Origin of the sequence: Altibacter lentus (genome assembly GCF_000746845.1) — a bacterium.
GTDB lineage: Bacteria > Bacteroidota > Bacteroidia > Flavobacteriales > Flavobacteriaceae > Altibacter > Altibacter lentus.
In genome coordinates, this window is sequence record NZ_KN050846.1 from 46,142 (window position 1) to 65,980 (window position 19,839).

23 protein-coding genes are annotated in these 19,839 nt (G+C 41.4%); 3 read left to right on the forward strand and 20 right to left on the reverse strand.

The window, feature by feature from the left end; all coding sequences use genetic code 11:
* Positions 1-3: 3 nt before the first annotated feature.
* A complete protein-coding gene (locus JS40_RS00295; RefSeq protein ID WP_034257642.1) occupies positions 4-720 on the forward strand; it encodes a response regulator transcription factor in 717 nt (238 codons plus the stop codon).
* Positions 721-756: 36 nt separating this feature from the next.
* Here JS40_RS00295 and miaA read toward each other — a convergent pair whose 3' ends face one another.
* The 7 genes from miaA to JS40_RS00330 form a co-directional block, all read right to left on the reverse strand.
* Positions 757-1,674: a tRNA (adenosine(37)-N6)-dimethylallyltransferase MiaA gene (miaA, locus tag JS40_RS00300; protein ID WP_034257643.1), complete on the reverse strand. Its 918-nt coding sequence runs from the start codon at positions 1,672-1,674 to the stop codon at positions 757-759.
* The gene (locus JS40_RS00305) at positions 1,661-2,539 is read right to left on the reverse strand and encodes an ion transporter (protein WP_034257644.1); all 879 of its coding nucleotides are present in this window, start codon (positions 2,537-2,539) and stop codon (positions 1,661-1,663) included. The genes miaA and JS40_RS00305 overlap by 14 nt, the downstream gene beginning before the upstream one ends.
* A 43-nt stretch (positions 2,540-2,582) precedes the next feature.
* Positions 2,583-3,962 (reverse strand): exonuclease domain-containing protein, encoded by a 1,380-nt coding sequence (locus tag JS40_RS00310; protein ID WP_034257645.1) that lies wholly within the window; start codon positions 3,960-3,962, stop codon positions 2,583-2,585.
* Positions 3,963-3,991: 29 nt separating this feature from the next.
* A complete protein-coding gene (locus tag JS40_RS00315; protein ID WP_034257646.1) occupies positions 3,992-4,645 on the reverse strand; it encodes a YggS family pyridoxal phosphate-dependent enzyme in 654 nt (217 codons plus the stop codon).
* A gap of 27 nt (positions 4,646-4,672) precedes the next feature.
* Positions 4,673-5,911, reverse strand: coding sequence for a DUF1015 domain-containing protein (locus JS40_RS00320; protein ID WP_034257647.1), 1,239 nt, complete (start codon positions 5,909-5,911; stop codon positions 4,673-4,675).
* 104 nt (positions 5,912-6,015) lie between these two features.
* Positions 6,016-6,903, reverse strand: a complete 888-nt coding sequence (locus JS40_RS00325; protein ID WP_034257648.1) for a 3-hydroxybutyryl-CoA dehydrogenase — start codon at positions 6,901-6,903, stop codon at positions 6,016-6,018.
* 9 nt (positions 6,904-6,912) lie between these two features.
* Positions 6,913-7,881, reverse strand: a complete 969-nt coding sequence (locus JS40_RS00330) for a Gfo/Idh/MocA family protein (RefSeq protein WP_034257649.1) — start codon at positions 7,879-7,881, stop codon at positions 6,913-6,915.
* 186 nt (positions 7,882-8,067) lie between these two features.
* On the opposite strand from JS40_RS00330, the gene JS40_RS00335 reads away from it, so the two are divergent.
* Positions 8,068-8,709: a protein-L-isoaspartate(D-aspartate) O-methyltransferase gene (locus tag JS40_RS00335; RefSeq protein ID WP_034257650.1), complete on the forward strand. Its 642-nt coding sequence runs from the start codon at positions 8,068-8,070 to the stop codon at positions 8,707-8,709.
* A gap of 94 nt (positions 8,710-8,803) precedes the next feature.
* Here JS40_RS00335 and JS40_RS00340 read toward each other — a convergent pair whose 3' ends face one another.
* The 11 genes from JS40_RS00340 to JS40_RS00390 all read right to left on the reverse strand — a co-directional run bounded on the left by JS40_RS00340 (position 8,804) and on the right by JS40_RS00390 (position 17,679).
* Positions 8,804-9,454: a hypothetical protein gene (locus JS40_RS00340; protein WP_152558090.1), complete on the reverse strand. Its 651-nt coding sequence runs from the start codon at positions 9,452-9,454 to the stop codon at positions 8,804-8,806.
* Between the two features lie 126 nt (positions 9,455-9,580).
* Complete coding sequence (locus JS40_RS00345; protein ID WP_034257652.1) at positions 9,581-10,144, reverse strand: NUDIX domain-containing protein; 564 nt, start codon at positions 10,142-10,144, stop codon at positions 9,581-9,583.
* Between the two features lie 140 nt (positions 10,145-10,284).
* A complete protein-coding gene (locus JS40_RS00350; RefSeq protein WP_233273925.1) occupies positions 10,285-11,316 on the reverse strand; it encodes a ligand-binding sensor domain-containing protein in 1,032 nt (343 codons plus the stop codon).
* A gap of 103 nt (positions 11,317-11,419) precedes the next feature.
* On the reverse strand, positions 11,420-11,761 hold the full coding sequence (locus JS40_RS00355; protein ID WP_034257654.1) for a hypothetical protein: 342 nt from the start codon (positions 11,759-11,761) through the stop codon (positions 11,420-11,422).
* Positions 11,762-11,816: 55 nt separating this feature from the next.
* A complete protein-coding gene (locus JS40_RS00360; RefSeq protein WP_034257655.1) occupies positions 11,817-13,202 on the reverse strand; it encodes a hypothetical protein in 1,386 nt (461 codons plus the stop codon).
* Positions 13,203-13,206: 4 nt separating this feature from the next.
* Positions 13,207-13,839, reverse strand: coding sequence for a hypothetical protein (locus JS40_RS00365; RefSeq protein WP_034257656.1), 633 nt, complete (start codon positions 13,837-13,839; stop codon positions 13,207-13,209).
* Between the two features lie 180 nt (positions 13,840-14,019).
* Positions 14,020-14,466: a hypothetical protein gene (locus JS40_RS00370; RefSeq protein WP_034257657.1), complete on the reverse strand. Its 447-nt coding sequence runs from the start codon at positions 14,464-14,466 to the stop codon at positions 14,020-14,022.
* 31 nt (positions 14,467-14,497) lie between these two features.
* Positions 14,498-15,004 (reverse strand): hypothetical protein, encoded by a 507-nt coding sequence (locus tag JS40_RS00375; RefSeq protein ID WP_034257658.1) that lies wholly within the window; start codon positions 15,002-15,004, stop codon positions 14,498-14,500.
* Positions 15,005-15,098: 94 nt separating this feature from the next.
* Positions 15,099-16,160, reverse strand: coding sequence for a bestrophin family protein (locus tag JS40_RS00380; protein WP_034257659.1), 1,062 nt, complete (start codon positions 16,158-16,160; stop codon positions 15,099-15,101).
* A 222-nt stretch (positions 16,161-16,382) separates the two neighbouring features.
* A complete protein-coding gene (locus JS40_RS00385) occupies positions 16,383-16,709 on the reverse strand; it encodes a DMT family transporter (RefSeq protein ID WP_034257660.1) in 327 nt (108 codons plus the stop codon).
* A 373-nt stretch (positions 16,710-17,082) separates the two neighbouring features.
* A complete protein-coding gene (locus JS40_RS00390; RefSeq protein WP_034257661.1) occupies positions 17,083-17,679 on the reverse strand; it encodes a TetR/AcrR family transcriptional regulator in 597 nt (198 codons plus the stop codon).
* A 72-nt stretch (positions 17,680-17,751) separates the two neighbouring features.
* On the opposite strand from JS40_RS00390, the gene JS40_RS00395 reads away from it, so the two are divergent.
* The gene (locus JS40_RS00395; RefSeq protein ID WP_034261819.1) at positions 17,752-18,186 is read left to right on the forward strand and encodes a cupin domain-containing protein; all 435 of its coding nucleotides are present in this window, start codon (positions 17,752-17,754) and stop codon (positions 18,184-18,186) included.
* A gap of 190 nt (positions 18,187-18,376) precedes the next feature.
* Here JS40_RS00395 and JS40_RS00400 read toward each other — a convergent pair whose 3' ends face one another.
* Positions 18,377-18,814, reverse strand: a complete 438-nt coding sequence (locus JS40_RS00400) for an SRPBCC domain-containing protein (protein ID WP_034261821.1) — start codon at positions 18,812-18,814, stop codon at positions 18,377-18,379.
* A gap of 252 nt (positions 18,815-19,066) precedes the next feature.
* On the reverse strand, positions 19,067-19,672 hold the full coding sequence (locus JS40_RS00405) for a DUF2459 domain-containing protein (protein WP_233273926.1): 606 nt from the start codon (positions 19,670-19,672) through the stop codon (positions 19,067-19,069).
* Positions 19,673-19,839 lie beyond the last annotated feature (167 nt).

A 19,839-nucleotide genomic window follows, 5' to 3' on the forward strand; every position in this document is an offset into this window, starting at 1 on the left:
ATTATGGAAACTGAAAACAAAAAAATCCTTTTAGTAGAAGACGACCCCAACTTTGGTACGGTACTTAAAGACTACCTGGCCATGAACGATTATCAAGTAACTCATGCCAAGAACGGTATGGAAGGTTTCGAAAAGTTTAAAAAAGACGACTTCGACCTCTGTATTCTTGATGTCATGATGCCGTATAAAGACGGATTTACCTTGGCAAAAGAAATTAGAGAAAAGAACGAAGATGTGCCTATCATTTTCCTAACGGCTAAGGCAATGAAGGAAGATGTTTTAAAAGGCTATAAAGTAGGGGCCGATGATTATCTTAACAAACCTTTCGACAGTGAGGTACTGTTAATGAAGATCAAAGCGATCATTCAACGTAAGGCAACCGACTCGATCGCCGACAGTAAACAATTTGAATTCAACGTGGGTAATTTCCATCTTAATTCGAAGCTTCGTTTTCTTACTTATAAGAAGGAATCCCCTATTAAACTTTCGCCCAAAGAGAATGAACTGTTGCGATTGTTGGCACTGCATAAGAACGATCTCATGCCGCGTGAACTGGCTCTCACCAAAATATGGCGTGACGACAATTATTTTACCTCACGCAGTATGGATGTATACATTGCAAAACTGCGTAAATACCTAAGCAAGGACGACGGGGTAGAGATCATCAATATTCATGGTGAAGGATTTCGTCTGGTCGTAAAGGACGAGGTAGATCAATAGTTTAAGACCACAAGAATAAGTGTAAAGAAGGCCCGTTTATCGGGCTTTTTTTATGGAAATAAGTTGGATCACTTCGGAAGGGTCCACAGGGAAATCGAACCAGTGGATGGCATCGTTCTTCCGAAGCCAGGTAAGTTGGCGTTTGGCAAACCGCCTGCTGTTCTTTTTGATCGCTTCAATGGCTTCCTCCAGTGATAACGATCCTTCAAAATGATCGAACAGTTCCCGGTAGCCTACTGTTTGCAAAGCATTCAATTCACGATGTGCGTATAATGTGCGTGCTTCTTCCACCAATCCCGCAGCGACCATTGCGTCGACACGTGCATTGATCCTGTTGTAGATGAGGGATCGTTCCGCCCTTAATCCAATATACAATACATCAAAGGACCGGGATACGCTACCTTTTTTCAGAAAGGAGGAATACGGACGCCCCGTGCCTCGACACACTTCCAAAGCTCTAATAAGGCGGTGTGCATTATGGATGTCTACCTTCTGAAAATACACAGGATCTGACTGCGATAGTTCTTTCTGAAGTGGCTCGATACCTGCCGTAGCATAAAGGCTGTTGAGCTCTTCGCGTATTTCTGAAGGGACCTCGGGGAATTCATCCAGACCGTTGACCACGGCATCAACATACAGTCCCGAACCGCCTACGAGAACCACTACGGGATGTTCTTTAAACAATAGATTCAGTGTTTCCAGGGCCTCTCGTTCAAAATCCCCAACGCTGTAAGGTTCGAAAATACTCTTATTTTGAATAAAATGATGAGGGGCGGCTAAAAGTTCTTCCGAAGAAGGAACCGCAGTGCCAATGGACATTTCCTTATAGAACTGCCTGGAATCGGCCGAGAGGATGTGGGTTTTAAACGCACGCGCAATGTCAATAGACAAGGCTGTTTTGCCAATAGCCGTAGGACCAACAATACAAACAAGTAAGGGTCTAGGAGTTACCATCCTCGGGAATTATATCTTCGGGATGTAAGTGGTTTCCGCAACGGTGACAATAGTCTGCATCATCCCTATGGCGTGAAGCGCCACAGTGGCGACACACTTGGGTATTCACGTGTACATAATGCGGATCATCCTGAGTCTTTTTGTCCATGGATTTAGCATATTCTGCACTAACAATTCCGGTAGGGACCGCAATGATGCCATATCCCATGATCATAATGATGGCTGCAATGAACTGCCCTAAGGGAGTCACCGGAGCTATGTCTCCAAACCCAACGGTGGTAAGAGTTACGATACACCAATAAACACTCGATGGAATACTTTTAAAGCCGCTTTCTTCTCCTTCAATAAGGTACATGAGTGTTCCGGCTATGATGGAAATGATAAGCACTGCGAACAAGAAAACGAAGATCTTGGGCCGACTGTCGATGAGTGCTTTCTTTAATTTATTGGATTCCCCTACATAACGGGTGATCTTTAAGATTCGAAAGACCCGTAACAATCGCAAGGCCCTAACCGTAAGTAAAAAGTTACTCCCTGCCAGTATAAAAGAAAGGTATAACGGGATGGTAGATAGAAAATCGATGATCCCATAAAAGCTAAAGATATAGCTCTTAGGCTTCTTTACCGTAATAATGCGGGCTATATACTCGAAAGTAAAGAAGATGGTAATGACCCATTCTCCAACATAAAGGATGTCGTGAAATTTTTCGTCTATCGTTCTTACACTTTCCAGCATCACGAACAAGACACTCAACAAGATGAGTATAAGCAGAACAACGTCAAAAAGCTTCCCTAATGGCGTATCGGCCTCATAGATGATGGTGTGTAACTTAGTTCTCCAGGTTCTTTTTGGCTGTGATTCCAATGAGGTGGTATTTATGTACTGCCCTAAATTTAAACAACTTTCTCTAGATAGCAGGCTCTTTGGGCAGATTTACGATTTTCATTACCTTATATTTCCGTAAATAGCTCTGTATGATATGCTGCGCATCGCGGTCGTTCTTCATAGGACTGATGATAGATCGCAGGATCTCCGGATTATTGATCTGATAATTGAGATTGTAAAACCCAAATCCCTTGTAACTCCCATTCTCAATAAGTATCACCGATCGTTCATCGACATCTCTTCCTTTATCAATAACCAGCATGTGGCTATTCTCATAGCTGTTCTTTTCCAAAAAAGCTTCTACTCGGGCATTGTAGGTTTCTACAGCTTCTTCGCCTATGCAAGCACCCTGACACTCTTTGATTCCGTAGGAAAAACAACTGTGTTGTGTTTTATGAAGCCCAGTAAGCTTCTGGCATAATTGATACTCTTCTGTGATCCGGTATACGGCAGCCTTTGCCTGTTGATAGTTGGTGAAGGTGAGTATGGGTTGTTTGCGTGGATCTGCTTTTTCTATCTTTAATTGCTTGTATCCATCATCATCTGTGGACACGCCCAGTTGGTAGCTGTAGATCGATCTTCGAAGGGCCCTGTTGAATAACGGTTTGTTGTGCTTGATCTCCTCACTTTCTTTTAGCTGAGCAATGAGGTCGCTTCCGGTCTCTTCAAAACTCACACTGGTCACTTCCAACTGGATTTTTTTCGATTTTCTGTTGTCGTTTGTAAAGTGTTGTGTAAGACGTTTCTTAATGTTCTTGCTCTTTCCAATATAAATGATATCCCCTTCGGCATTGTGCATATAATACACGCCGGTGGAGGAAGGAGCCGCGGCGATCATATCCAGTAGTTTGGGTTCCAGCTGTCGCTTAGGGTCTTTTCGCACATGTTGGGTAATGATCTCTTTTGAAGTGTCTTTTGCCAGCAACATCTTGAAAAGTGTCAGGGTTGCTTTGGCGTCTCCCTGGGCCCGGTGACGGTCACTCAAGGGAATTCCCAGGCTTCGTACGAGTTTACCCAGACTGTAGGAGGGAAGATCCGGGAGGAGTTTCTTTGAAAGTTCCACTGTACATAAGGTTTCTTTTTCAAAAGGATATCCCAGACGGTCGAACTCTGTAGTAAGAATACGGTTGTCAAATTGTGCATTGTGCGCCACAAGAATACAATCCTCTGTAATCTCAATAATGCGTTTGGCCACTTCGTAGAACTTAGGTGCGTTGCGTAACATCTCGGCATTGATACCGGTAAGATTCACAACGAATGGCTGTATCTTTCGTTCGGGATTGATCAAACTGCTAAACTGGTCTACGATACGCTGCCCGTCAAAACGGTAGATCGCAATTTCAGTGATCCCTTCTTCATTGTATTTTCCTCCGGTCGTTTCTATATCTAAGATCGCGTACACTCGTATTCTGTATATTCTATATGCGTTATTTAATAATTTCGTTCTCCAAAGATCGCGCTTCCAACCCGTATCATGGTACTGCCGATTTCGATGGCGATTTCATAGTCACCGCTCATGCCCATAGAAAGTGTATGAAAGTCATAGCGCTCTTTATGAGCATCATAGAAAGATTTCAATTGTTGAAATTCTCTTGTAAGCTGTGCCTCATCTTCAGTAAAGGTAGCCATTCCCATAAGCCCTACCACACGAATATTCCTAAAGTTTTTTGTGGTTTCTGAAGTAAGTAGCGCCAAGGCTTCCTCTGCTTCCATCCCAAACTTAGTGTCTTCTTCGGCGATCTTGACTTGCAGCAAACAATCGATCACACGATCGTTTTTCTTTGCTTGCTTGTTGATCTCCTTCAGCAATCGTTCACTGTCCACCGCATGAATTAAACTCACAAATGGTGCCATATATTTTACTTTGTTGCGTTGCACGTGACCGATCATATGCCATTGCACGTCTTTAGGCATTTCCTGCCATTTCGCTTCCATTTCCTGGATCTTGTTCTCACCAAAAACACGTTGTCCGGTGTTATAGGCTTCCATGATCTCCGAGACCGGTTTGGTCTTGGAAACCGCTACCAGTGTGACATGAGTAGGAATCTTTTTTTTGAATTGCGTTATATTTTCTGAAATGTTCATACCTGCTGTTCAACGTTCTTCATTCTATCAAAATTCATAAATCGTGACCCCACTTCGAAGCTTCGGCTCTATATAGGTGCTCTTAGGAGGCATTTTTAGTCCTTCGTTGGCGATCTGCTTCAGCTCTTCTGTGTCTACGGGCACGAGTCCGAAACCTACTTTGAAATCTCCTCTGTCGACGGCTGTCTTCACATAGGCGAGATCGTTCTTTCCGTGGGAATACTCGATACGGTGATCATTCCGAAGGTCTTCGATCCCCAGGATAGGACGTAATATGGTTTTGAACAGGATCTGCGCATCCAGGGCATCCAGCGCCGTGTCAATGGAATAGTTGTTCTTCCGAAGGTATAGCGAATAGAACGCACCGTCCAGATACATACTAAAATGATGCTTTTTTGAAGGTTTGTAATATTCTTGTCCGCGATTTTCAATACGGAATAGCGCATCTAATTTAATCAAAAATTCTTCTTTGGTCAAACCGTTGAGGTCTTTGATCAACCGGTTAAACTCATAGATCTTCAGGTCGCTCTCGGGGATGAGATAGCTCATAAAATAGTTGTAAGCTTCAGTTCCGGTATGCGCATCATTTTCGGCTTTAAGTTCTTTTGCCAAGAGGTAGGATGAGGAAGAACGGTGGTGGCCATCGGCAATATACAGTGTTTCCATCTCACCAAAGATGGCAGTGATGCGTTTCACCAATGCCGTGTCGTCCACCTTCCATAGATAGTGAGTATCCCTGTAGGTGGTAGTGAACTCATATTCGGCGCGATCCTGCATCACCGTTTCAATGATGTGGGCAAGTTCGTCGTGATCGGGATAGGTGAGTAGCACAGGTTCGGCATTAAAGCCAACGGTTTTCAAGTATTTTACAAAGATGGTCTCTTTGTATTCTAAGGTGTCCTCGTGCTTCTTGATGACATCGTTCTCGTAATCTTGTGCACTCGCAGCAGCCACCAAACCGTTAAATTCAAGTCCGTCGCGATTAACGATCTTATAGATGTAGAGCGAAGGATTTTCATCCTGCATAAATATTCCGTCTTCCTTGAATTCCTGATATCTGTTTCGAACCAATGTGTAACGTTCTTCTCCTTCTATCTCCTTCTGGTATTTATACCCGGGATTGATGATGTGTAAGAAGGAAAATGGATTGTCCCGAAGACGCGACTCCACCTGTGCAGGCGTGTAACTATCATAAGATCGTGCCGCCAACAGACTTACCTTGTCTCTGGTGGGTCGAACTGCTTTGAACGGAAGAATGGTTGCCATTTTTTCAATTAAATATTAATAGTGACATCAATGCCGTGACACCTTTTTTTAATGCCTTCACTAATTAGTTATATCACGAACCAATACAAGACGGACCCTTAAGACTAACGAAACATCGCTGCCACATTCTCGGCCCTGCGGCTTTCGCTGTAATCGTAAAAGCCCTCACCGCTTTTTATACCCAGTTTTCCGGCCATGACCATATTGACGAGTAACGGACAAGGAGCGTATTTTGGGTTCTTAAAGCCATCGTACATCACCTTAAGAATGGACAAACAAACATCCAGTCCAATAAAATCTGCCAATTGTAAAGGCCCCATAGGATGTGCCATCCCTAATTTCATCACAGTATCGATCTCAGAAACGCCCGCCACACCGTTGTATAGCGTCTCTATGGCTTCATTTATCATAGGCATTAGGATCCTATTAGCCACAAATCCGGGGTAATCGTTCACCTCTACCGGTACCTTGTTAAGCTTTTCTGAAAGTTCCTTCACCGTAGTATAGGTCGCTTCACTGGTGCTATATCCTTTAATGATCTCCACCAGTTTCATGATGGGGACTGGATTCATAAAGTGCATTCCTATCACCATCCCCGGCCGCTTGGTCGCAGCGGCGATCTGTGTGATGGAAATAGAAGAGGTGTTACTTGCGAGGATGGTGTCGTCCGGACAGAAGGTATCAAGATCTCTAAAGATCTTCAGCTTCAAGTCCAGATTCTCCGTGGCAGCTTCCACGACCAGGCTTGCGTATTCCACACCTTCTTCCAAATTGGTGTAGGTAGTGATATTTTTAAGTGTTCGGGTTTTATCGGCTTCGGTGATGGACTCTTTAGCCACCATACGATCCAAATTCTTGGTAATGGTTGCCATTCCTTTATCCAGTGATGCTTGCGATACATCAATGAGTTGCACTTTATAATCATATTGAGCGAAGGTGTGGGCAATTCCATTTCCCATGGTTCCTGCACCAATGACTGCTATATTTTTCATATATGTTGATTAAATTTTTTTAAAATTGGAAATGATCTGCATGGCCACGCGTAACGCTTCGGTTCCCTGAGCCAGCGTGACAATTGGGGTCGTGTCATGGTTAATGGCATCGGCGAATGTTTCCAGCTCGTCCAGTATGGCGTTGTTGACATCGATCTTTGGATTATCAAAATAGATCTGTTTCTTGATCCCTTCAGCGTTGGTAAGGACCATGGCGAAATCATCGGCATCTTCTGGGGCATCCTTCATCTTAACAACCTCACATTTCTTTTCCAGAAAATCGACAGAGATATAGGCATCACGCTGGAAGAACCGTGCCTTTCGCATCTTTTTTAGCGAGATCCTGCTGGCAGTGAGGTTTGCCACACAACCGTTCTCGAATTCGATACGGGCATTGGCGATATCGGGTGTTTCACTAATTACCGATACCCCGCTGGCATTGATATGTTTCACTTTTGAGTCTACCACACTTAGAATCGCATCGATGTCGTGTATCATCAGATCGAGCACCACGGAGACATCGGTACCGCGCGGATTGAACTCGGCAAGGCGATGTGCTTCGATAAACATAGGGTTATCGATCTTATCATGAACCGCACGGAAAGCCGGATTGAAACGCTCTACATGACCTACCTGTCCTTGAACACCGTGTTTTTCTGCCAAGCTTAAGAGTTCTTCTGCTTCAGCAACAGTGTGCGTAATGGGCTTTTCTATAAAAAGGTGCTTCCCGGCTTCAATGACCTGTTTCGCACACTCAAAATGATAAACGGTGGGTGTCACCACGTCCACAATGTCACAGGCATTGATAAGGGCTTCCATGGAAGGGAAACTCTTGTAGCCTAATTCCGATTCTATTGCGGCGGAAGCTTCTTTGTTTGCGTCGAAGAAACCTACCAGTTCGTATTTTTCAGACTGGTGAAGAAGCTTGAGATGGATCTTGCCCAGGTGACCTGCACCCAGAACTCCTGCTTTTAGCATGGGCATTTGTTTTTCACAAAGGTAGGTGTTTCAGAAGAAAATACGAAGCCCTTTCTGAATTAGTCCGGGGCTCCACTAAGGGTTTTTTTTAAAGCAGAAAGGCTACCTTCAGAAATTATTTTCAGAAGAAATCCTTCTGAAGAAACGCATAAAATTTACGTACTTTGTAAGACCAAATCCGAAGCTGTGAAAGACACTTTTACTCATCAAGGCATGCGCAAACGACTTGTCGAAACCCTTAAAAAGAAGGGGATCGCGAACAAAGGAGTGCTGCAGGCCATCAATGCGGTGCCGCGTCACCTCTTTATGGACAGTGGTTTTGTGGACCATGCGTATGTGGACAAAGCCTTTCCCATTGCAGCCGATCAGACCATTTCGCAGCCCTATACAGTGGCGCGTCAAACGGAACTGCTGGATGTGGAGCGAGGAGATAAGATCCTGGAGATAGGAACCGGCAGCGGCTATCAAACAGCGGTATTACTGGAAATGGGCGCGGTGGTCTATTCCATCGAACGACAGAACGAACTGTTTAAAAGGACCAATCGTTTTCTTCCGAAACTGGGCTATCGCCCAAAAAAACTCATCTTTGGCGATGGTTATGCAGGACTGGAGGCAGAAGCTCCTTTTGATGGGATTATCGTAACAGCAGGTGCGCCCTTCGTACCGAAACCGCTGTTGGCTCAGTTAAAAGTAGGAGGGAAGCTGGTCATTCCTGTGGGTGAAAACGTCCAGATTATGACGGTTTTTACACGTACAGACGATACAGAATTTGAAAAAGAGGAATTTGGAGAATTCCGATTTGTGCCACTGCTGGAAGATAAGGAATAAATGGTTGAAAGGGGAAGTTTAGTAGTTTTCAGAATAAAGCGATAAGAAAACCGATGTTACACTTCTCTATTTCCCATTTCCATCATTAATCACACTATTGCTTTCCACCCATATCCATAAGAGCATCCAGCGGCTGAACTTCCACACCTTCAGGGATGGTGATGGTATAGTCCTTCATGGAAATGTTCTCTTTTAGATCGGTGGCGGTGTAGGTCATATCGACACCGGCAGTACTAATGATCATTTCCAGGGCGAGTCCCGGTAGTTCGTTTGGCATGTTCTTAGAATTCTTTGGAAGCTTGATCTTTTCCGTATACCAAAAGACCGAGGTTTCCCCCTCTGCATCCTGTAAGATGGCCTTTTTACATTTTATTCCCAGAATTTTCTTGGTCTCATTAACCAGCGTGACCTTTCCGGTATTGGGAGTTTCCTCACCCAGGTCATCGCTTTTTCCTTGAAAGGCCATATCGCCCATCATACCGGTCATTAACATCGTCATTTCTTTGGTATCCATATTAATCAACACTTCTTGATCGCCCATGGAACCCATACTATTTTTCATATAGGTACTGGTGCCGTCACTGGCAAGTGTCATGGTTGCGCCTTGCATCATCATTGCCATCATTTCGCCTTCTTCCCCCGTAGCATCAACAGTGAGCGTATAGGTAACGGCAAATTTCGAGTTTTGTGCAAGAGCGGTTAGACCAATGCACAACATTAGAGCGAGTAGGAATGTGTTTTTCATAAGGATACTTATTTTAGAGGAAAGATACAGTACTTTTTCAAATTATCGATATCTCCGGCATTCCAATTAAAATCTTTTTTTTTGAATTAGAAATGGAATTCTTTTTTTGATTAGGCATTATAATTATTAACGATCACTAAAGAACCATTGCAATGCGATCAAGGTCTTGGCATCGGTAAAGAAACCGGCTGCCAGCTGTGAACGGGTTTCGGCTACAGGAAGTGCAACAAGGGCAATATCTTCGGTTTCGTTGGCTGCGCCACCACCGGGGTGGGTCTTGGCATCGCTGGTTACGGTCCCAAAATACAGCAGAATACGTTCACTACTTCCACCGGGAGACGCAAAGAAAGTATGCGTGTGTTTCAAGGTGCCAACGGTATATCCCAATTCTTCCTGTACCTCGGTGCGTATGCGATCTTCCGGGCGATCCCCTTCTTCTAAAGAACCGGCAACGATCTCCACGATCCAACCATTTGTATGTGGGAGTGTGGGATATCGAAATTGCTTGGTGAACAGCAATCGGTCGGTGTTGGTCTCGTGCAATAACACGGCCACCGAATCTCCTCGCTCAAAACACTGGCGGGTGACAGTAAGCTCACCCCCGTGGAAGGTGTCGTGAGTGAGTTTGGCTTCACGAACCTTAAAATGGCCGTTATAGACCCGCTTTTCCGAATGTAGGGTGTATTTCATACGTAAAGATACAAATTGAAGTAAGAAGTAGGAGGTTGAAGAGGTGCTGGAACTGTCGCATGCCTGTTGGCAGGGCGATTCCCTATTGTAATGGGTTAGTTAAAGATCCCGACATTGATGATCCCTGCTCTTTTCATTCGTTATATTGCAAATTTTTCAAATGTTGTTCCATTGAACTTATAAGCTCCGTTTTCGTGTGTGCCAAGCCAAAGGCCGCCATTATTGTCTTTGTAAATACTGAACAGTGAGATGTCTTTTGAATTTGCTTGCACGTTAAAGTGAATAATTTTCATCCCATCGTATTTCCATACGCCGTCAAGATAGGTTACAAACCACAAATTATTATTGTTATCTCTTACCACTGATAGATACTCGTCCAAATCGCTGTCTTTCTTCCCATCTAAACCACCTATGCTTTTGTGTCTTGTGTAAAAACTATCGCTTTTTAATGATGTGCTATCGTAAATACTGTATCGATATTCGGTATTGAACCAAAAGTCACCATTTTTGTCCTCCGTAATAGAACGCACTCCGTTTGCACCTTCGTTGCGAAACTCAGTAACATCGTCTTCGGTAATCCATTCAAATGATTTTCCGTCATAGCGACACACTCCAGATGGGTTTGTGCCAAACCAAATATTTCCTTTTTGGTCTTGATAAATGCTATAGATTCCAAAAGGATTGGGTAGGTTTGGTGGCTTGGAAAACTGCAATTCGTATAAAATATTTCCATCATACCGATATATTTTATTTTCAAATTCATAAGAATGTTTAAACCATACATCATTCGATTGAAGTTTCCATTCATTACTGGGTGTTGCGGTTAAAGTAGTAAAAGTATGTCCATCAAACTTAACAATTGTTGAATTGGGATAGAAGCCATTAAAATAGATGTTGCCAAATTTATCTTCTTTAATTTCGTCAATTCTGTTGCTTGGCAAACCGTGTTCTGTTGTGTAATTAGTCATTGTTTTTCCGTCAAATCTATAGACTCCTGTCTCCCAACTTCCGAACCAATAGACATTCTTTTTGTCTTGATGGATTACCATAATATTTTTTCCAAGTTCTGATACAATGTCGCCTTTTACAATTTCTACTGAATTAACCTGTTGCTTAGTTGTCTGTCCATTACAGGATGTCAATAAAACCACTGCAGTGAAGATTGTTAACATGTTCATATTTAATGGTATCGGTTTAAAGTTTGTCTATTGTTTTTGTATTACGGCCAACAATTAAAAGGATGCAATGTGCACCATACATCTTCTATTTTGGGAACTATAGGCGCTTCATTTCTCTAGCACAATTATCCGAACTGTTATCCATATAGCGATCGCCTTGAATGGTTATCACTACATCCCGCCATGTAGCTTCACCCCGCGTATTTCGCCACTTAACGGTTCCCGAATACGATCCCGCCGCTCGTTTGCGCAATTTATACCCTATTTCATTTGCTTGAAAACCGTAGCGTGTAAGCCCGCCCAATGCCGTATACCGACCTGAGATCTCACCATCTTCGTTTTGTGTAAAGTTTACCACGCGACCGTCACAGCCTTCCCAGGAACCAAGGAGGTCTCCTGAAGTTTTTGTGCCGGTATCTGTCACCGATCTACACCCCATAGTTAGAAGGGTACAGCATGTTATAAGAAGTATTAGTTTATTAAAATTCATGCTGTCAGTCCTTTCTTTGGTATTTTTCCTTCATAAATTCAAAATACATATAGCCAAAGCGATCATACCAGTCTTCTACGCCGTACTGGGCTTCACACACATTGAGTTTCATCATGGCATCGGCTAAACCCTGCAGCAACTCGGCATACTTATTATCATAAGCATTTTGAAGGTCTTCCACCGATTTCTCGATCTTTACACGTTCTGCCTGCCATGCCATGCCTGCTACCGCATGTACACCCGAGGTGTTATCGCCAAAAGCAATGGCGGCTTCCGAAAATTTCTTCGTGCATTTATAGATTGTGGCCAGTCGTTCAAAAAGGTACCGTTGTTCATTGAATTTTTTTCGGGCTTCTTTAAAACAATTGGCACATTCATCGTCTTGATCCTCCAACGGTTCGCCGCGATCATCAAAAACAATATCGGTACAGATAGAAGGTATGGTAGGGCTTCCGGCCGGAGGGGTAGCATTGATACAACTACTCAATCCGTTGTATTTGTTGTAGAGGCTTTTCACTTGTTCCCAAGTCTTTCGAATGTTGGAAAGATGTTTGTTTAGATCTTTTACACCCTTATCCAACCCCTTGCGTTCTTTTTCTAGGAGGTCGAGCTTACGTTCCAAATTGGCACGGTCTTTTTTCACCCCTTCCTTATATTGTTCAAATTCCTCTATAGTGAGGAAGGTTCCCTGCTGGCTTTGTGCCATGGCTCCCAGCGGTATGGACAGGAGGAACAAAAGAAGGAGGGTCATGGTGTTCTTTTTTCTGCCTAAGAGCTTACCGGCCAAAAGTCCAATAACAAGAAGCGCTATGCCCAAGGCAATATACAGTAAGGTATTGCTGCCACCAGCGTCATCATCTGTAGCGTTTACACCAGATTCTTCTGTCGTGGAGGACATTTCAGTATCCTTAATTTTTCTGAAGGCGCTTCCCAGGTAACTTTTTCTTTCGGGACTCGCAAGAACCGTGATGGAATATAATGATTGGCTCGGCTTCTCGGTTTCTATCTTTATCCCAAAGCTACCCTCGGCGCGCAGTTTGTATTGCACTATATTGTCGGGTGCGGTTGTGGTATTCCGCTTGTTGTAGTCATCGTTCCATACATCCTGACTTAAACTTACTTCCAGTGGTGTTCCATCCAAACTGGTGACAAGAACATCCAGAAATTGAAACATACTATGTCCGGAAACGAAATGATGCATCACGGTATCACGCATCCTATTGAAATACACAATACCTTTTTCACCTTCATGCCCCGGTCGGGTATCATTTTGTAATGCCAATTCTATAGGCTTGATTTCTTTGTTCAGGGTAAAGGGCTGTGCCAAGATATGCCCTATCCCTGATAGGAGTAAACTGAGGATCAGTAAGGTGATTTTTACTGTTTTCATAGGACTAATTCTTATAGTTATCAATTAAATACTCGATGGCCTCTTTCCCTTTTTTCTCAAGGTAGTTTCTTTGTGTTTCACTTAGTTTGAAGACCATACGGTAGCGAACTTGCAGACCATTGGCAAAATTTGGATTGTACAACACGTAATAGCCTTGATTGGGGTGTTTCCAGATGTAGTTATCACCTGCTTCACTTGTGCTGATAAAGTCTTTATCATAAGAGCCTGTAGTTAGTTTTCTAAGTTGGGCTTGTACTTCCTCCTTGGACATTTGGAAGGTGCTCAGGGAAAAGACAGTTTTCGTTCCGTCTTCTAAGGTAACATGATAAGTGCAATCATATCCTCCTTGGCCATTGACCGCGCTATAAGTTTCTTTTACATTAGATACGGGGACCTCGTATATGGAAGCAGTTTCCTCAGCCGTCATTTTACAGGAATCGCCAAGGGCGTATAAGCGGGTGTAATCTGCCTGTTGTTCGAGTGCAATATCGGCATCGGAATCACGGGACGTGAGGCTAGTCTCTCTATCTTCTTTTGAAGTAACTTGTGAATCTTTTTTTTCTGAATTGTCACAGGAAGACACCAACAGGGGAATACATAGTAGGAGGGCCGTGGCTAAAAATTTGGGTACTTTCATCGTCATGATATGTAGGTTTTAAAATTGCAGTTATTGATTCCTATACTTCACAGATCGTAGTGTATAAACCCGCAACATCCTCAGCATACAATCACAAATAGATTCCGACGGGACATTCTAAAGTTACAAATTTTTATTTATAATGATATGACGCACTGTTAGATACCAGGCTCCTTGTCTTTAATTTATGTGAATTGAAACCAAAACATTTTGATTATTCTGCAGTGTTGGAATCAAAGCATGAAATGTGAGATTTGGTGCTTCTGTAGTACTATTTTGATTAAAAGTGACATTCATTTCAATATCGTTGGAGTCACAATCTTTAACAATGGTGTAATCAATCGAGTCATTTCCACTCGGGAGACTTTGTTTGCCAATTATAAGATTATACTTGCTAAAGTCAATAGTTGGCTGACAATTTCCAGTAACCAATGTGTTAAATTGTGTTTGGCTTTTAATGACAACAAAGTCGTTACTCAAATTGATATCAGTTTGATATTCTGTATCGATACAACCATATTCCATTTCAAGACTTGTAAAATCTACAGCAGGATTGCAGGGGTCATTATCATCATTTTTACATGAGAAAATAACCAATAGGACCGCAATTAATACCAGTTTTTTCATTGGTATTGTTCGTGTTACAAGTTAGTGCCGATTACATTTCTTTATCAAGCGTCATTTCAAAGAATTGAGACCAGTTTTCATTCTTGTTAAACTCACCTCTTTCGTACCATTGTCCGGCATCATTTTGCCAAATAATATATCGCACATTCTCATTCGGGTACCAGTACAATTTGTCATCAATCACTTCGGCTTTGAATTCGGCATTCATTCCGCTGGGAAGATATGAACGAAACGAGAAATGATCAGCTTCTTTATTATAAGTAAGAACGGCCAGAGCATTATGAATAACTTTGCCATTGGACGTGCCCTTTCCTTCTATTAAAATAGCTGTCGAATCTAATTTAAACTCAATTTTTTCAGTTTGTGCAAATTCCGACTTTCCATCTCTTCCCATTATCCAGCCTGTTCCTTTCCAGTTTCCAACCATAAAATCAAGTGTTTTTATTTTTGCTTTTGAAATGGAGTCTGTTTTGGAGTTCTGAGCAAAAGAAGTGATAGTAACTAAAAGCGCCAGAATAATTGTTAGTGTTGTTCTCATAAGGTTAGATGTTGTATCGTACAAAATAGCTTAGTGCCATATAGCTTATTTCCAGCGTCCATTACCTGTTCAAACAACTAATGTAGCAAACATCTTACATTTGTGTATCATATATGACTGGAAATTGTTCCGGTATATCGTCCCATGATTCGCCTAAGTTCTGTCTTAAGTCAATTTCTATTCCACGAGCAATTGTAGAAATGGGAACATCATTCGCCGAGCCTTCAAATGGATTTTCTCCTGTTCTGCCAATTCTTTCCATTGTGTGAAAAATCCAGGCTACAATCACGTAAAAGGGAATTGAAAGCCAGATAAAAATAGCTCCAATTATAGGTCGGGAAGAACTTATTTCGGTTCCTATTTCTGCGAACTGAGGAACAATGGCCAGCGGCAGTATCATTACAAAAAGCCACATAAAATAATGATTTAGAGTCGCGAATTGACGTGGATAAGGAAAATTCTTAATACGCTCAGATTGCCCCTGCAGCGTGAACATTTCTTTTAATACGTTTTCCAATTCTAAAAATGAAAATTCCCAAACCACCCCCTTTTCCTTTAATTTTTGAAGATGCTTAGATTGTAAATAGAGCAGCGCAGTTGGTTTATTGTTTTTGTCTCTAACATATTCCAGATCTTGTTGGGAGAGGTATGGTCCAATATCGGTTTCAACTGTACTGTCCCATTCCGGTGGTCGCACCATTTTGCTCCATTCTTTGTTTGTCTTTTCGTGAACAACCGTTTCCCATGGTTTTGAAGTTCGCATGGCGTGGCGTAAGGCAGTCATCCAAGCGATATGTCTGTACGTAAGAATTTTTATCTCCTGTTGTAATTCCTTTTCTGAAAGTTTTTCCTTAACATGTTCATTACTTAACATATGCTTAACATACATACCGAAGGTTCTGGAAATATTCACAATGCCTCCCCATATTTTTCTTGCTTCCCAAATTCTCCCGTACGCCGAATTGTTTTGAAAACCAATAACAAACGCTACTGCAGTACCTATTAAAGCCAAAGGTGTCCAAGGAATTTTTAACCATTCCAGATCCAAAAAAGTATATAATCCAACAAAGACGGTAATAATGGTGATAAACAATAGGGTCTCATACCGAGTCCACTTTACCATATCCACAACTCTAAAGACCTTTCTTGTATACATTGTTTTCTTTTAGGTAGTTTAATTCCTATGTAAGGCTTAAATTTCGGCGGGTTGACAGTTATGTCGGTGTTCCACGACCTACGGATCATCGAGGTGGGGGAGCTCTGTATCCGGTGTATTCAGAAATGAAGATAATCAATTTGAAGGAATTACAACGCATTTCGCAATCAGTGCAGCACCTGAAAGCCAATCTAGGCTTTATTTCCATTCTTTTGAGACTGTTTAATACGAAACTACTTTCAGTCCGATAATTGAGACTATCAATGTGGTAATGAAGAATAGTCGCCAAAATGTTGCCGGCTCTTTAAAGATCAGAATTCCAATTAATACAGTTCCTACAGCGCCAATACCCGTCCAAACAGCGTAAGCGGTTCCAATCGGCAGTTGCTGAGACACTTTTACAAGAAGGAACATACTTATTCCTAAACAAATCAAGAATCCTATATACCAATAAGTTGCTTCAATTCCTGATGCTTCTTTTGCCTTTCCGAGGCAGGCCGCAAATGCGACTTCAAAAAGGCCTGCAATAATTAATAGTGTCCAATTCATTCGTAATTAATTTCCGCGTGTACCGTCCGGCAATTTCGTTATTTTCTTGTTTACTCAATTACATTCTCGTCCTTATTGTTTAAGCTATATGCTAATAATTGTTTGAGTCTTTTCGACGCATCTATCGCTTCAAGAGATTTTTCCTGATAGCAATTGTAAACTGTTAAATCCGTCTTTAATGTTTTGTAACACGCAGTTAATTTCTCTAAAGATAGGATTTTAAATTAATTGAGAATCTGAAGTCAGGAAGTACAATTTCCCCGATTATTGTAAAGTTAACGGGGTAGGGATCGCTGCTTTGTCAAATTCTAATGGGTTGATCTTCTAACTAATGCTGCCGGCCGTTTGCGATGAATTATTGTGAGCAAGGAGCTTACTTATCTTTTGAACTGTAGAGTCCTTTAAATAATAATTTCATTCCCCATTCCATAATCTCCATGGATTCAGTATTATTTAAACCGCATACATCCTTCGCAACGATAAGTGGTTCTATACCCATGAATATTGTAAATAAGTTAGAGAGTTTTTGCTTTTCTTCAGTGGAAAAATTACTGTCTTTCAGCACTAATTCCAGTGTTTTTTTTCTACTGGCCCCTCTTTTCGGTGTGGAAGTATTTGCGTCCAAAACAGCGCTTATATATTTTCGAAAAAGTTTTTCATGATCCACAGCCAGACGATTATAATAATGTTGTATCTCCAGCACTTTTTTTTCTAAATCATTACCCTTTAAATCTTCATAAATTTCACTTGGATCTTTAGTGCTAATATCAAGTCCGGCCTCTGCTGCCAGAATATCGATGTTCGAAAAATATCTATAAACGGTCGCTCTTGAGATTCCTGCTTCTTTTGCAATATCTTCAAGATTAAAATCCAACCCCTTATTCAAAAATATTTGAGCCGTTTTCAGTATAATGTTCCGGGTTTCTAATTTTTGATTCGTTCTGCCGGTTCTTATATATTCTTTATTCATGAGACAAATATCTCATTAAATTTGCTTTAATAAAAATTAAATTCTATGTTTGTGAGACAAAAATCTCATAAAATGGAATCAAGCAATACAAAATGGGTCTTGGGTCATAAGATCACACCACATGATAGTTCGGGCGATTTTGATTTAATGGTAGCCGAGACACCGGCTAAAGTTCAAGGTCCACCACCTCATTTACACAATTTCTTGAAAGAATCTTTTCTTATTATAGAGGGGGAAATGGAATTTTTTGTGAATGGAGAAGTGAGAGTGCTAAAAGCGGGGGAATCAATTGATATACCTCCAAATACGTTACATACTTTTTCGAATAAAAGTACAACGTCTTGTAAGTGGATTAATATTCATAGTCCTAAAGGGTTTAGATCGTTCTTTGAAGACATAGGTGTTTCTGAAACTGAAGAGAACGCCATCGAAAAATCAAATGCCCCGGAAATTATCAATAAAGTAATGGCCACTGCTGCAAATTATGATATGATTATCAAAGTTTAAGCAGCACTTATTGCTAACGTCTCGGCTATTGGTAGTTGGGGCCCCGATAGCTAACGCGATTGGGTAGCAGACGATAAACTGTAATTTCGTATAGGAATGTATATTAAATAGACATACCCATGTAAAAGTCAGTGTGGCAATGGGCTCGTTCTTTCGGCCGCAACAATCCCTTGGGAAATGCTATGGCTTATTACTTTCTCATAAAATCGAATGCCCCTTTTCGAAGTTGAATACCGTATTCTAAGTAGGCTTTCATACAGGCGAGGAAATTTGCCCATCCTCCCGAATTTTCTAACGCCCATTTTAAATTTTCGTCACTAAGCTCTTTCCCATTTTCGTTTACTCTTACTATTGTATTGTCATTTGGTAATGCTTCTAACGTGATCATTACCACGGTATCCGGATCCCAAACAAAGGAAATGGAACGATCCTGCACAATTTTGATAACTTTCACAGGATACTTTTCTTCAAATTCAGGAAATTTCCAAATCACCTCTTTATTGGATTCAAGCCGTCCACTACTTTCAGAAATAAAATACCGGGTCATTTTCTCTGGATTCACAATCCCTTCGAAAACTTCTTCGATCGGCTTTTGAATTTGTATAACTGCGTTGGATTCAAGTTTCATAAACATTTTTTTATTTCCTATAGTGCCGATCAGAATGATATACAACGGCTTGGACTAAAATTTCGACGGATTCACAATGCCACCAAGGAGCCACCTACGGCGAAACATAAGCGTGGGGAGCTGCGTTTCCGGTTTGTTCAGGAATAAAGATACTCAATTTGGAGAAATAGTAATGTAATTATCCATCAGCCTCGCTGGGACAAGCGAAGTGAACTGGAGTCAGTAATTATAGCTGTTGATAGCAAATGTATTTTATTCATATTTGTTCATTAATCCAAAGTCAAAAGGAGTCCATAGACACGATTTTAATCCACTTTCTTTAAATGCCGAATTCACCCAACTGTTACAGGTATTAAAACATGAATAATAGCCTTTCGCCTTGTAAAAATCATCCACGCCAGTATAGCCTTGGTTTTCTAAAATGATTTTCATTCCGTTTTCATTAAGTTGAAACGTATTGAAAAGATACATATTCAATTTCTCCAGCTCTGTCTTACTGATTTTTATTTCGATCCAGTCAGAACGTTGGGATTCGTAACGAGTTATGAGCACTAAGGTTGAACTTTTTAAGAACATTGCTTTAAGCGCATTGCGAAAAGTCAAATCTCCCCAAATAGGTGTATTTATGTAGAAATCCTCATCGCCCCATCCAAAAGAAAAGTAATGGTCCGATGGCTCTCGTTTTATGCCGGAAAGTAATAAGCTGTCAATGTTATTTTGTGGAATTATTATATTTAAATGTATTCCATTGGTGCTTAGGTAAATTGTTTTGTCGGTTGTTTGATTTTCAATCTTTCTGTCAATCGTTATTGCTGTCAAAATCAAAGAAACAATTAAATACGTGATAGGAATAAGCACGAAATATGAGATCCATTTAAAAACTTTTTTTATCAAATTCATATGGTCTGGTTCATAAGTTTGCCAATGGCTAAGGCTAAAATTTCGGCGGGTTGCCAGCGACGCTGGGGGAGCGACGTTCCCAATTAATTCCGAATACCTTTTTAGCTTCTTTAAAAGTATGAATA

Excerpts from the sequence above, each read along its gene's own strand:
- JS40_RS00345 (WP_034257652.1), bottom strand. The coding sequence starts at position 10,144 with ATGAAATACACCCTACATTCGGAAAAGCGGGTCTATAACGGCCATTTT.
- JS40_RS00375 (WP_034257658.1), bottom strand. The coding sequence starts at position 15,004 with ATGAGAACAACACTAACAATTATTCTGGCGCTTTTAGTTACTATCACT.
- JS40_RS00315 (WP_034257646.1), bottom strand. The coding sequence starts at position 4,645 with ATGAACATTTCAGAAAATATAACGCAATTCAAAAAAAAGATTCCTACT.
- JS40_RS00380 (WP_034257659.1), bottom strand. The coding sequence starts at position 16,160 with ATGTATACAAGAAAGGTCTTTAGAGTTGTGGATATGGTAAAGTGGACT.
- JS40_RS00395 (WP_034261819.1), top strand. The coding sequence starts at position 17,752 with ATGGAATCAAGCAATACAAAATGGGTCTTGGGTCATAAGATCACACCA.
- JS40_RS00355 (WP_034257654.1), bottom strand. The coding sequence starts at position 11,761 with ATGGGGTGTAGATCGGTGACAGATACCGGCACAAAAACTTCAGGAGAC.
- JS40_RS00320 (WP_034257647.1), bottom strand. The coding sequence starts at position 5,911 with ATGGCAACCATTCTTCCGTTCAAAGCAGTTCGACCCACCAGAGACAAG.
- JS40_RS00325 (WP_034257648.1), bottom strand. The coding sequence starts at position 6,903 with ATGAAAAATATAGCAGTCATTGGTGCAGGAACCATGGGAAATGGAATT.
- JS40_RS00365 (WP_034257656.1), bottom strand. The coding sequence starts at position 13,839 with ATGAAAGTACCCAAATTTTTAGCCACGGCCCTCCTACTATGTATTCCC.
- JS40_RS00295 (WP_034257642.1), top strand. The coding sequence starts at position 4 with ATGGAAACTGAAAACAAAAAAATCCTTTTAGTAGAAGACGACCCCAAC.
- JS40_RS00350 (WP_233273925.1), bottom strand. The coding sequence starts at position 11,316 with ATGTTAACAATCTTCACTGCAGTGGTTTTATTGACATCCTGTAATGGA.
- JS40_RS00400 (WP_034261821.1), bottom strand. The coding sequence starts at position 18,814 with ATGAAACTTGAATCCAACGCAGTTATACAAATTCAAAAGCCGATCGAA.
- JS40_RS00360 (WP_034257655.1), bottom strand. The coding sequence starts at position 13,202 with ATGAAAACAGTAAAAATCACCTTACTGATCCTCAGTTTACTCCTATCA.
- JS40_RS00390 (WP_034257661.1), bottom strand. The coding sequence starts at position 17,679 with ATGAATAAAGAATATATAAGAACCGGCAGAACGAATCAAAAATTAGAA.
- JS40_RS00330 (WP_034257649.1), bottom strand. The coding sequence starts at position 7,881 with ATGCTAAAAGCAGGAGTTCTGGGTGCAGGTCACCTGGGCAAGATCCAT.
- miaA (WP_034257643.1), bottom strand. The coding sequence starts at position 1,674 with ATGGTAACTCCTAGACCCTTACTTGTTTGTATTGTTGGTCCTACGGCT.
- JS40_RS00385 (WP_034257660.1), bottom strand. The coding sequence starts at position 16,709 with ATGAATTGGACACTATTAATTATTGCAGGCCTTTTTGAAGTCGCATTT.
- JS40_RS00370 (WP_034257657.1), bottom strand. The coding sequence starts at position 14,466 with ATGAAAAAACTGGTATTAATTGCGGTCCTATTGGTTATTTTCTCATGT.
- JS40_RS00340 (WP_152558090.1), bottom strand. The coding sequence starts at position 9,454 with ATGAAAAACACATTCCTACTCGCTCTAATGTTGTGCATTGGTCTAACC.